General features: G+C 71.8%; 14 protein-coding genes. 3 read left to right on the forward strand and 11 right to left on the reverse strand.

Translation table 11 applies throughout. From position 1 onward, the window contains the following. Positions 1 to 2 precede the first annotated feature (2 nt). Positions 3 to 689, reverse strand: a complete 687-nt coding sequence (gene ftsE, locus D9V37_RS08095; RefSeq protein WP_121805604.1) for a cell division ATP-binding protein FtsE — start codon at positions 687 to 689, stop codon at positions 3 to 5. Positions 690 to 832: 143 nt separating this feature from the next. Here ftsE and D9V37_RS08100 point away from each other — a divergent pair, with 143 nt between their 5' ends. After that, positions 833 to 1,456 carry a hypothetical protein gene (locus D9V37_RS08100; RefSeq protein ID WP_147455896.1) on the forward strand — a complete coding sequence of 208 codons (624 nt, stop codon included), beginning with the start codon at positions 833 to 835 and terminating at the stop codon, positions 1,454 to 1,456. A gap of 3 nt (positions 1,457 to 1,459) precedes the next feature. Here the strand turns inward: D9V37_RS08100 and prfB are convergent, their stop codons facing one another. Then, positions 1,460 to 2,578, reverse strand: coding sequence for a peptide chain release factor 2 (gene prfB, locus D9V37_RS08105; protein ID WP_121805606.1), 1,119 nt, complete (start codon positions 2,576 to 2,578; stop codon positions 1,460 to 1,462). Positions 2,579 to 2,593: 15 nt separating this feature from the next. After that, positions 2,594 to 3,406, reverse strand: coding sequence for an HAD-IIA family hydrolase (locus D9V37_RS08110; protein WP_121805607.1), 813 nt, complete (start codon positions 3,404 to 3,406; stop codon positions 2,594 to 2,596). Between the two features lie 18 nt (positions 3,407 to 3,424). Here D9V37_RS08110 and D9V37_RS08115 point away from each other — a divergent pair, with 18 nt between their 5' ends. Next, positions 3,425 to 3,979, forward strand: a complete 555-nt coding sequence (locus D9V37_RS08115) for a hypothetical protein (RefSeq protein ID WP_198412437.1) — start codon at positions 3,425 to 3,427, stop codon at positions 3,977 to 3,979. Positions 3,980 to 4,003: 24 nt separating this feature from the next. Continuing rightward, positions 4,004 to 5,041, forward strand: coding sequence for a glycoside hydrolase family 6 protein (locus D9V37_RS08120; RefSeq protein ID WP_121805608.1), 1,038 nt, complete (start codon positions 4,004 to 4,006; stop codon positions 5,039 to 5,041). Between the two features lie 41 nt (positions 5,042 to 5,082). Here the strand turns inward: D9V37_RS08120 and D9V37_RS08125 are convergent, their stop codons facing one another. From D9V37_RS08125 to D9V37_RS08155, 8 genes are all read right to left on the reverse strand, one after another. Further along, positions 5,083 to 6,159: an intradiol ring-cleavage dioxygenase gene (locus D9V37_RS08125; RefSeq protein ID WP_121805609.1), complete on the reverse strand. Its 1,077-nt coding sequence runs from the start codon at positions 6,157 to 6,159 to the stop codon at positions 5,083 to 5,085. A gap of 134 nt (positions 6,160 to 6,293) precedes the next feature. Next, positions 6,294 to 6,725 (reverse strand): pilus assembly protein TadG-related protein, encoded by a 432-nt coding sequence (locus D9V37_RS08130; RefSeq protein WP_121805610.1) that lies wholly within the window; start codon positions 6,723 to 6,725, stop codon positions 6,294 to 6,296. Continuing rightward, positions 6,722 to 7,162, reverse strand: a complete 441-nt coding sequence (locus tag D9V37_RS08135; RefSeq protein WP_121805611.1) for a hypothetical protein — start codon at positions 7,160 to 7,162, stop codon at positions 6,722 to 6,724. Before D9V37_RS08135 ends, D9V37_RS08130 begins: the two co-directional genes overlap by 4 nt. After that, entirely contained in the window at positions 7,159 to 7,542 is a 384-nt protein-coding gene (locus tag D9V37_RS08140; protein WP_121805612.1) for a TadE/TadG family type IV pilus assembly protein, read from the reverse strand. Before D9V37_RS08140 ends, D9V37_RS08135 begins: the two co-directional genes overlap by 4 nt. A gap of 2 nt (positions 7,543 to 7,544) precedes the next feature. Further along, positions 7,545 to 7,721, reverse strand: coding sequence for a hypothetical protein (locus D9V37_RS20420; RefSeq protein ID WP_198412439.1), 177 nt, complete (start codon positions 7,719 to 7,721; stop codon positions 7,545 to 7,547). Positions 7,722 to 7,738: 17 nt separating this feature from the next. After that, entirely contained in the window at positions 7,739 to 8,668 is a 930-nt protein-coding gene (locus D9V37_RS08145; RefSeq protein WP_121805613.1) for a type II secretion system F family protein, read from the reverse strand. A gap of 64 nt (positions 8,669 to 8,732) precedes the next feature. Continuing rightward, entirely contained in the window at positions 8,733 to 9,581 is an 849-nt protein-coding gene (locus tag D9V37_RS08150; protein WP_121805614.1) for a type II secretion system F family protein, read from the reverse strand. Further along, positions 9,581 to 10,834 (reverse strand): CpaF family protein, encoded by a 1,254-nt coding sequence (locus D9V37_RS08155; protein WP_232524810.1) that lies wholly within the window; start codon positions 10,832 to 10,834, stop codon positions 9,581 to 9,583. Before D9V37_RS08155 ends, D9V37_RS08150 begins: the two co-directional genes overlap by 1 nt. Between the last annotated feature and the right edge of the window lie 102 nt (positions 10,835 to 10,936).

Consider the following 10,936-nt stretch of genomic DNA (forward strand, 5'->3'; position numbering starts at 1 on the left):
GATCAGCTCCGACCGTAGACGCCACGGGACTGGTCGCGCACGACCCGGCCCTCGTCGAGCTCGATGACGCGCTTGCGCATCTGATCGACGATGTCGACGTCGTGGGTGGCCATGACGACGGTCGTGCCGGTGCGGTTGATCCGGTCGAGCAACTTCATGATCCCGACCGAGGTGTTCGGGTCGAGGTTGCCGGTGGGCTCGTCGGCGATGAGGATCATCGGCCGGTTGACGAACGCGCGCGCGATGGCCACGCGCTGCTGCTCGCCGCCGGAGAGCTCGTCGGGCATACGGTTCTCCTTGCCCTGCAGCCCGACCATCTCCAGCGTGTCCGGGACGACCCGCTTGATGTGGGCGCGCGGCTTGCCGATGACCTGCAGCGCGAAGGCGACGTTCTCGGCGACGGTCTTGTTGTGCAGCAGCCGGAAGTCCTGGAACACGGTGCCGATCTGGCGGCGCAGTCCGGGGACCTTCCAGCCGGCGAGGCGGTTGATCTCCTTGCCGGCGACGTAGACGCGGCCGCTGGTGGGCCGGGTCTCGCGCAGGATGAGACGCAGGAACGTCGACTTGCCGGAGCCGGAGGCCCCCACCAGGAAGACGAACTCGTCCTTCTCGACCTCGACGTTGACGCCTTCGAGCGCAGGATGCTGCGCGGCGTCGTAGGTCGAGGTGACGTTCTCGAACTTGATCACATCGTCGGTGGCCGGAGGTGGACATCACCGCCCCGGGCCGCCTCGGGACCGGGCGCGGGCGTGCAGGGCTGCACGTCCGACCGCTCGCCACTGTAGGGCGGCGCCCAAGGCGGGCGGCGCAGGCTCGCCCGTAGGGTGTGGCGGTGCGCGGATGGGTGCTGGGGCTGGCGGTGGCGTCGTTGGCGCTGGGCGCGGGCTGCAGCTCCGCGCCGAAGCAGTCGCACACGGCCGTCACGGCCTCGCCGACGCCGATCGAGCGGCTCAACACCGGCTCGATGCGGCTGGCCCAGACGCCGTTCTGCTCCCGGCTCTCCGACGCGGCCCTGCGCGATGCGCTGGCCAGCAAGAAGCTCAGCGGGGTCAAGGCCACGCGGTGGGGCAACGGCGACAAGGCCGACGTGGAGACCGGTCTCGACGACGTCGTGCACGAGATCGGCTGCCGCTGGTCGCACGACCAGAGCTCGGCCAGCGCCTGGGTCTTCGCCCGCTCCACCACCGCGCAGCAGGCACAGGCCGTGGTCGCCGACAGCGGGCGTCACCGCGGCTGCCGGGCCGCCACCACCGGTGTGAGCTTCGGCTCACCCAGCGTGCGTCAGGCCTGCCGGCTCTCCGACGGCACCCGCCGCGTCCGCGTCGCGGGGCTCTTCGGCGCCACCTGGCTCTCCTGCGAGGTCGCCGCGCCCGGCGCGACGCCGGCCCGCGACGTGCGCGAGCGCGCCGACGCGTGGTGCGTCCAGGTGGCGAACGCCCTCAACACGACGCGGTAGCGCTCAGGCCGTGGCGGTGGCCTCGGCGCCGCGGCGCCAGCGGATGCCGGCTTCGAGGAAGCCGTCGATCTCGCCGTCGAGCACCGACTGCGGGTTGCCGGACTCGAACTCGGTGCGCAGGTCCTTGACCATCTGGTACGGGTTCAGCACGTAGTTGCGCATCTGGTCGCCCCAGCTGGCCGCGACGTCGCCGCGCAGCTCGTCGAGGTGGGCCTTCTCCTCGGCCTTCTTCAAGGCCAGCAGCTTGGCCTTGAGAATCACCATGGCCGAGGCCTTGTTCTGCAGCTGGGACTTCTCGTTCTGGCAGGACACGACCGTGCCGGTCGGCAGGTGGGTCAGCCGGACCGCGGAGTCGGTGGTGTTGACCGACTGGCCGCCCGGTCCGCTGGAGCGGTAGACGTCGACGCGGATCTCCTCCTCGGGGATGTCGATCTCGTCGGTCTGCTCGAGCACCGGCACCACCTCCACGGCGGCGAAGGAGGTCTGCCGGCGGCCCTGGTTGTCGAAGGGGCTGATGCGCACCAGCCGGTGGGTGCCGGCCTCGACGCTGAGCGTGCCGTAGGCGTACGGGGCGTGGACGGCGAAGGTGGCCGACTTCAGGCCCGCCTCCTCGGCGTAGGAGGTGTCGAAGACCTCGACGCCGTACTTGTTGCGCTCGGCCCAGCGCGTGTACATCCGCATCAGCATCTCGGCGAAGTCGGCGGCGTCGACACCACCGGCGCCCGAGCGGATCGTCACCAGCGCCTCGCGGGCGTCGTACTCGCCGGAGAGCAGCGTGCGGACCTCCAGCGACTCGATCGACTTGTGCAGCCGGCCCAGCTCCGCCTCGGCGTCGGCCAGCGACTCGGCGTCGCCCTCCTCGCGGGCGAGCTCGACGAGCACCTCGAGGTCCTCCACGCGGTTCTGCAGCGAGGTGAACCGGTCGAGCTGGCCCTGCAGGTCCGAGAGCCGGCCGGTGACGCGCTGGGCGTTGGCCTGGTCGTCCCACAGATCGGGTGCGGCCACCTGGTCGCCGAGGTCGGCGATCTCGGCGCGCATCGCGTCCAGGCCGAGCACCTTGCCGATGGTGCCCATCGTCGCCTGGAGCTGCTTGATCTCGGTGTCGAAGTCGGGTCCTGCCACGACCGGACAGCCTACCTACGACTCGGTTGCCCAGGTGCCGGGCGCGAGCTCGCCGACCAGCCCGACGAGGTCGGCGATCGAGTCGACGACGTGCGTGGGCAGGTAGGGCCAGTCGCCCACCTGGTCGGGGCGGGTGGAGCCGGTCTTCACCAGCACCGTGCGCATCCCGGCCTCCAGGCCGCTCTTGATGTCGGTGTCCATCCGGTCGCCGATCATCACCGTCGACTCCGAGTGCGCCTCGAGCCGGTTGAGCGCGCTGCGCATCATCAGCGGGTTGGGCTTGCCGATGAAGTAGGGCTGCTTGCCGGTGGCCGCGCTGATGAGCGCCGCCACCGAGCCGGTGGCCGGCAGCGAGCCGTCGGGGCTGGGCCCGGAGACGTCGGGGTTGGTGGCGATGAACCGGGCCCCGGCCTCGATCAGCCGGATCGCCCGGGTGATGGCCTCGAAGGAGTAGGTGCGGGTCTCGCCGAGCACGACGTAGTCGGGGTCGCGCTCGGTCATCACGTAGCCGACGTCGTGCAGCGCCGTGGTGATGCCGGCCTCGCCGATGACGTACGCCGAGCCGCCGGGTCGCTGCTCGAGCAGGAACTGGGCGGTGGCCAGCGCCGAGGTCCAGATCCGCTCCTCGGGGACGTCGATGCCGCTGCGCAGCAGCCGCGCGCGCAGGTCGCGCGGGGTGTAGATGGAGTTGTTGGTCAGCAGCAGGAACTCACGCCCGGAGCTCTGCAGCGCCTCGACGAACTCCTGGGCCCCCGCGATGGGCGTCTCCTCGTGCACCAGCACGCCGTCCATGTCGGTCAGCCAGGTCTCGATCGGCCGGTCGTTCATGTCACTAGTCTGAGGCAGGTGCTGACCGACGTCGTGCGACCCACCGCGGACGAGGTGGCCGCCCGGCTGCCGGGCGACGACCTGGTGGCCGCCGACGTCGCGATGGACCGGGCGTTCACGCTCGCCGCTCCGCCCGAGGACGTCTGGCCGTGGCTGGTGCAGCTGGGCAAGCAGCGCGGCGGCTGGTACCTGCCCCGCAGCGTCGAGCGGTTCGTGCCCGCCGGTCGTCGTGCGACCCGCGAGGTGGTGGCGTCGCTGCAGCACCTCGAGGTCGGCGACACCATCCCCGACTGGGGCGGTCGTGAGGCCACTCTGACCCTGGTGGAGGCGGTCGAGCCCGTGGTGCTGGTGCACCGCTCGCAGCGCGGCCGCACGGCGTTCTCGTGGGCGCTGTTCTGTGCCCCCACCCCCGACGGTGGCACCCGCGTGCACTCCCGCGTGCGGCTCGGACCGGTCCGGCGCCGGTGGCTGGCCGAGCGCGTCGGCGGCGCCTTCGACGAGGCGACGCTGCTCGGGCTGGCCCTGGGGCTACGGGAACGACTGGGCGAACCTATCCGTTCTGTCACGAAATAGACGGATTCTTTCTACGCTGGCGCGGTGACCCGTCTGCTCCGCGCCGTCCTCGCGACGCTGCTCGTCGCCGCACTCACGTGCGGCGGCACGTCGGTGGCCCAGGCCCGTCCGGCGGCCGCACCGGCCGAGGCCACCACGCCCCACCTGGCCCAGCCGTGGGGCGTGTACACCTCCAAGTACGACGAGGCCTACGGCGCCTACCTGCGGGCCAGCGGCACCGACAAGACGCTGCTGGCCAAGATCGCGCTGACGCCGCGGGCGCGCTGGTTCGGCGGCTGGGTGGGCACCAGGGCGATCACCGCCAAGGTGCGCAGCTACGTCGCCAACAGCCAGAACGGCAACCCCGACGACCTGGTGCAGCTGGCCGTCTTCCGCGAGTGGGGCAGGTTCGGCGAGAAGGGCAAGGGCCACAGCTTCGGCCCGGCCCAGCAGCGCGCCTACCGCGCCTGGATCGACGCACTGGCCGCCGGCATCGGCAACGCCCGTACCGCGATCGTCCTCGAGCCGGACCTGCCGCTGGCCCTCAAGGGCTGGAGCCCCAGCGTCCGCCTCGGCCTGGTGGCCTACGCCGCGCAGACGCTGTCGGCACTGCCCCGCACCTCGGTGTACCTCGACGCCGGCGACGCCGACTGGCTCACCGCCTCCCAGGCCGCCTCGCTGCTGCAGCGCGCCGGCGTGCAGTACGCCCGCGGCTTCGCGCTCGGCGCCACCCACTACTCCCCCGCCGCCGACGACGTCGCGCACGCCCACGACGTCGTCGCCGCCCTGACTCGGCTGGGCCTGCCCGGCAAGAAGGCGGTCATCGACACCGCCGACAACGGCCAGGGCTTCACCTGGTCGCAGTACTGGACGATGCACCCGCACGGCGACTTCGACAACGCCGACGTCTGCCGCTCGCTCACCCAGACCCGCTGCGACACCCTCGGCATCCGCCCGACCCCGAACACCGGCGACGCCGACGTCGACGGCTACCTCTGGTTCGGGCGTCCCTGGCTCTACCGTCAGGCCAGCCCGTTCAAGATGGGCCGCGCCCTGGCCGTCGCGGCGACGACTCCCTACTGAACCAAGCGCGTCCGGGCGCCGGGACGAGGTGGTGGGACCCGTCAGCGCGGCACGTGGACGCGTCTGACCGCGTACCACGTGTTGCCGCTGGCGTCGGCGAGGTTGACCAGCACCTTGGCGTCGCCGTGGGCGACCTTGCGAGGCACCTTGACCCGCAACGTGTGCGCTCCCTGGGCGAGCCACCCCCAGCGACGGTGGGCGAGCACGGTGTCGTGACGGACCAGCCGGACCCTGCCGGTGACCCGCTCACCGGCGTTCAGGCGCACCACGACCAGGCGGCGCCGTGATCGACGCTTCGCGACCGCGGAGACGAGCGTCGCCGAGACCGTCTGGTCGGTGCTCGAGCTGCTGGTGCTGGTGCTGCTGTCGTCGCCGAAGTCGAGGTTGGCGGTGAACGAGCCCGCGTAGCCGCTGGTGGTGTCGCCGGTGAGAGGCACCTGGAGCGTGGCGTCGTAGAGCTGGTCGCCGGAGTTGTAGGTGTCGCGGTTGGCCTCGGACTTGTAGCCGCTGGTGGCGAGGACCGCGCTGTTGATCGTGTCGTCGAAGTAGAGCTGCGAGGTGAAGTTGACCGTCGAGCTGTCACTGAGGGTGAGTCGCACCCGGAAGTGGATGTGGATGGTGCGGCTGGTGTACCAGCCCGGCATGACGGTGGTGAAGGTGACCGAGCCGTTGGCGTCGCTGACCTGGTAGCCGCGAAGCCAGTTCTGCCCGACGTTGTCGGGGTTGCCGCTGCCGGAGACGTCGGAGTAGGCGCCCTGGTTGTTCGCGTGCCAGATGTCCACGTACGCACCGGCCTGGGGTGCGCAGCTCGCACCGGCGTCCTGCAGGTTGATGGTCAGCGTCAGGGGCACACCGGCCTGGGTCCCGGTCGTGCCCTCGGTGTCGGTGCGGATGTCGGAGCGCTCGAGCTTCTCATCGACCCAGAACGGGCCTTGCGTCTCCTCCTTGGTCAACGTGGTGCAGGCGGTGGAGGTGGCGAGGGCGGCCCTCGACGAGGCGGTGGGCACCGCGAACGCGGTGTCACGGACGGCGCCGAGGATCTCGGTGGCCAAGACAGCGCCGATGCCGCTGGCGGCACCGGCACGCAGCACGGTGCGACGGGAGTGAGGAGGAGTCATGACGCGAGAGCCTCGCGGCGGGTCCTGTGCCGTTCCTGTGGCCTTTCTGGGGGGTCGCTTCGCACCGGTGAGGATCCGGACGGCCGGCACGCAGTCCACACCGATTCAGCGCGTCGCCCACGCGATCGCTCTCCTCATCGGCCGATGAGTACCTCGGAGGCCGCATCGCCGGTGACGGTCGTGCTCGGTCCGGCGTGGGGTACGTGGAAGGGCAGCACGAGCGGGGCGCTGAGGCGGACGCGGACCACGTTGGTGTCGGTGACCACCCGGACGTCGAGGCCCGGGTAGGCCGATCTCGCCCCCGAGCGGGCGAGGTAGTCCTGCACGTAGCGCTGCGCGGCCACGGGGTCGATCTCGGCCTGCTCGTGGTCGAGGCCGCGCGTGTAGACCTGGTCGCCCTGGAGGCCGTCGGTGGCGGCGAGCGCGGAGGCGTCGGCGAGGGAGTCCATCTCCTGGCGGCGCAGGAACGCGGCACTGGCGTCGGTGACGACGGCGACGAGCACCAGCAGGATCAGCGTGAAGCCGATGATCAGCGGGGTGACGCTGCCCCGCTCGTCCCGGCTCACGGGCGGTCCTCGCGGAAGGTGCCGTACGGCGACTGGTGCGAGGCGTCGACGGCGACGGCCGGCGCCTGATGGCCGAGCGCCGCCGGGAAGAGCGGCAGCCGCACGCTGGAGCGCACCTCGGCGAAGACGACCGATCCCGGCGAGAGGCAGTTCGAGGGCTGCGGGGTGCAGTGCAGTCGGAGGTCGAGCGGCGCCTGGTCCAGGCCCTGGTCGGCGAAGGCGAGCCGGGCGGCGGCGCGGGCGCGGGCCGGCGCCGAGGCCTCGTCGGGCGAGGTGACGAAAGCACGGGTGGCCGAACGTGCAGCCGTGGTGGCGGCGAAGGCCGTGCGCTGGGTGTCGAGCACGCCGAGCACGATGTAGACCAACGGCACCAGCAGCAGGATCGCCAACCAGCTGAACTCCACGATCGCCGTCCCCTGCTCGGTCCGGCGTCTCACGGTGCCTGCTCCTTCACGGCGTGGCCGCTGACGTCGAGCGCGACGCCCGGCCCCCACAGCCCCAGCGGCGGCACCACCGCGCGCACGTGCACGACGACGCCGGCCACGCCGTCGACGGTGGCCGGCTCGGCGGTCACGTCGCGGGCGAAGTGGCCGGCGATCGCCCGCGAGACCTGCTGTCGCGTGCGGGCGACGCCGTCGGCCGGGCCCCGGTCGATGGTGGCGGCATAGCGAGCGCCCTCGGAGGCGGCGGAGGTGAGCGTCGTACGGACGAAGGTCACCAGCGCCACCTGCATGATGCCGAGGAACAACGGCACCAGCACCAGGCTGACCAGCACGAAGTCGACGACCGCGGCCCCGCGGTCGTCCCTCCGACACACGGCTACCCCGAGACGGAGGAGAGCGCCGACCGCAGCATGGCGCCCAGCTGGTTGCCGGCGATGGCCCATAGAGCAGCGACCAGGCCGGCCGTCATCACCGTGATCAAGACCCACCCGGGCACGTCGCCGCGCTCGTCGTCCTGGCGGGCATGCAGCCAGCGATCGATCAGTCGTGTCATCTCTTTCTCCAACCTCGTTAGGTGGTGACCAGGTGCAGCCCGACCAGGCCGGGCCAGAAGGCGAACAGGATGGTGATGGGCAGGACGAGGAACACGACGGGCACCATCATCGCGATCTCGCGCCGGCCGCCGGACTCGATGAGGGCGCGGCGCCCGGCCTCGCGGACGTCGGCGGCCTGGGCGTGCAGGACGTCGGAGAGCGGGGTGCCGCGCTCGACCGCGATGGCCAGACCCTCGGCGAAGCGGGCGACCACGGGGAGTCCGGTGCGACTGGCCAACGCGTCGAAGGCGTGGGTGACCGGGGTGCCGGTGCGGACGTCGGCCAGCACGCGGCGCAGGTCGGCCGCGAGCTCGCCGTGGGAGCGGCGGCAGACCCGGTCCAGCGCCGCCACCGGGCTCTCACCGGCGGCCACCGAGAGCGCGAGCAGCTCGGCGACGGTGGGGAACTCCTCCATCACCAGCCGCTCGCGGGTGGTCACCTGGGCAGTAAGACGGTTCTCGCGCAGCAGCACGCCCAGCGCGAACGCGACGAGGCACACCGCCAACAACGGCACGGCCCGCTGCGGCGAGGCCAGGGAGACGAGCACCGCCGGCACGGCCACCACGGCGAACCCGACCAGCCCCCACAGCACCTGCTGCACCCGGAAGTCGCGCACCGTGAGGTCGAGGTCCGCCCGCTCGAGCCGGCGCCGGATGGACGCCGAACCGCCCAGCAAGCGCTCGACGACGTCGGCGGCCTGCTGCAGCAGCGGCCCGAACACCCCTTGCAGGGCGGAGGTGGGCGCGAGCGTCGGCCGTGCTGCGCTCTGCTGCGGCAGGTCGCGCAGGTAGGGCAGCACGCGGACCTCGAACGGTGTCCGTCGCGCGGCGAGCACGCGGTCGACCACCAGCAGCAGTCCGACGCCGACGCCGGTGCCGACCACCGCTCCCCACAGGGTCGGCGTCATGTCGGGGTCCCCGCGGCGTTGTTCGGAGGAGCGAAGCGGAGGAGAAGAACGTCGTGGGGTGAGCTCATGACAGGATCCGTCGTTCGGCGGGAAGCCGCCCGATGCGCAGCATCACCCGGTAGGCGACCACGCAGGCGACGGCGCCGACGACCAGCACCACGACGCCCGCGGTGGAGGAGTAGCGACCGATCACCTCGGGCTGGAAGCACAGCAGCAGAAGAACCAGCCAGGGAGCCGCGACCGCGAGCCGGGCGCCGTTGACGGTCCAGGACTGGCGCGCCTCGATCTCCGAGCGCGTGCGGGCGTCGTCGCGCAGGAAGCCCGACAGGCTCCGCAGGAGCCGGCCCAGGTCACCGCCGCCGACCTCGCGAGCGACGCGCAGGCCCTCGACCACACGGTCGCCGACGGGGTCGGCCAGACGTTCCTTGAGCCGGTCGAGGCTCTCCTCGAAGCGGCCGGTCACCTGGTAGTCCAGGGCGAACCCGGCGAACGCCGGCCGCAGCGGCTCGGGGCCGCGAATCGCCAACGCAGCAACGGCTTCGGCCAACGACAGGCCGGCACGAACAGCGCTGGCGAGGTTGTCGACCGCTTCGGGCCAGACCTCGGCGAGCTCGCGCTGCCGGCGTCGCGCCCGGCCGCGGGTGATGGCCACCGGCAGGTAGCCACCCATCAGCGCGAACGCCGCTGCCACGCTGGCCGTGCGCGAGACGACCAGCACCGCCAGCCCCGCCACCGTCGCGCAGCCGAGGCACAGCGCGACGAAGCCGGCCACGCTGACTCCGCCCATCCCGGCCGCGGCCAGCATCGGTCCGATGCGTCCGGGCCCCTTGCGACGCGGTGCACGAGGAACGAGGAACGCCGACCACACCAGCAGCAGGCCGATGCCGATCCCGAGTCCGACGACGACGCCCATCAGTCGGTCCTCAGCAGCGCGTGGACGTCGATCCCGGCCCGCTCGAAGGCCTCCAGCCGTGCCGGCATGCCCGGCGAGCGGACCAGCTGGTCGCCCTCGCGGTGGAAGAGCGGCTCGGTCTCGATGATGTCGTTCTCCACGCGGCCGGGCACCGCCACGATCTCGTTCACCCGGCGTACGCCGTGGCGGTCCAGCCCCAGGTGCACCACGAGGTCGGTGGACGCCGCGACGGTGGGCACCACGAACCGCGAGGAGATGTTCTCCCCGGCCAGCAGCGGTAGTGTGCACAGCTTCACCAGCGCCTCGCGGGCGCTGTTGGCGTGGATCGTGGCCATACCCGGCAGGCCGCTGTTGAGCGCGAGCAGCAGGTCGAGCGCCTCTGCGCTGCGGACCTCGCCGACCACCACCCGGGTGGGCCGCATCCGCAGCGCCTCCTTGACCAGGTCGCGCAGCGTGACCTCGCCCGTGCCCTCGAGACCCTGCTGCCGGGTCTGCAGTGCCACCCAGTCGGTGGCCGGGAACCGGAGCTCCCACACCTCCTCCACACTGACGATCCGGTCGCTGCCCGGGATCGCGGCGCACAGGCAGTTGAGCATGGTGGTCTTGCCCGCCTGCGTACCGCCGGCGACGACGATGTTGAGCCCGGCCAGCACCGCGGCCTCGAGGAACCTCGCCGCCTGCGAGGTCAGGCTGCCCAGCTCGACCAGGTCGCCCAGCTGCGCGGCCCGCAGCACGAACTTGCGGATGTTGACCGCCGAGAAACCCCGCGAGATGCCCTCGAGCACCACATGCAGCCGATGCCCGGCCGGCAGCATCGCATCGACGAACGGCTGGCTCAGATCGATCCGCCGACCACTGGTCTTGAGCATCCGCTCCACCAGCTCCTCGACCTGTGCCTGGCTCAAGATCAACGACGTCAGCTCGTGACGACCGCGCCGCGCGATGAACACCCGGCTCGGGTCGTTGACCCAGATCTCCTCGACCTCCGGGTCGTCGAGGAAACGCTGCAACGGCCCGAACCCCGCCACCCGCGCCACCAGCTCGCCGACCACCTGCGCGACGTCGGCCACCGGTGCCACGACCCCGGTCAGGCTCCGATCGTCGTGCGCACGCACCACCTGCTCAGCGATCCGCCGCACCCGCGGCACCTCACGCTGCGGGTCGACCCCGTCACGACGCACCACCTCGCGCACCCGCGCGTCCAAGTCGTCGAGCAGGGTCTCGGGCACGATCGGCACGACGGTCTGACTCACGCCCCCGCACCTCCTCGAGCGACCTGTGGGTTGCCGAACCATCTCCCCAGCCCGACCGCAGGTCAAACAGGTCCCACTGCAATCTGTGGACAGTGGGACGAA

The organism is Nocardioides mangrovicus (genome assembly GCF_003674065.1).
Taxonomy (GTDB): Bacteria; Actinomycetota; Actinomycetes; order Propionibacteriales; family Nocardioidaceae; genus Marmoricola; species Marmoricola mangrovicus.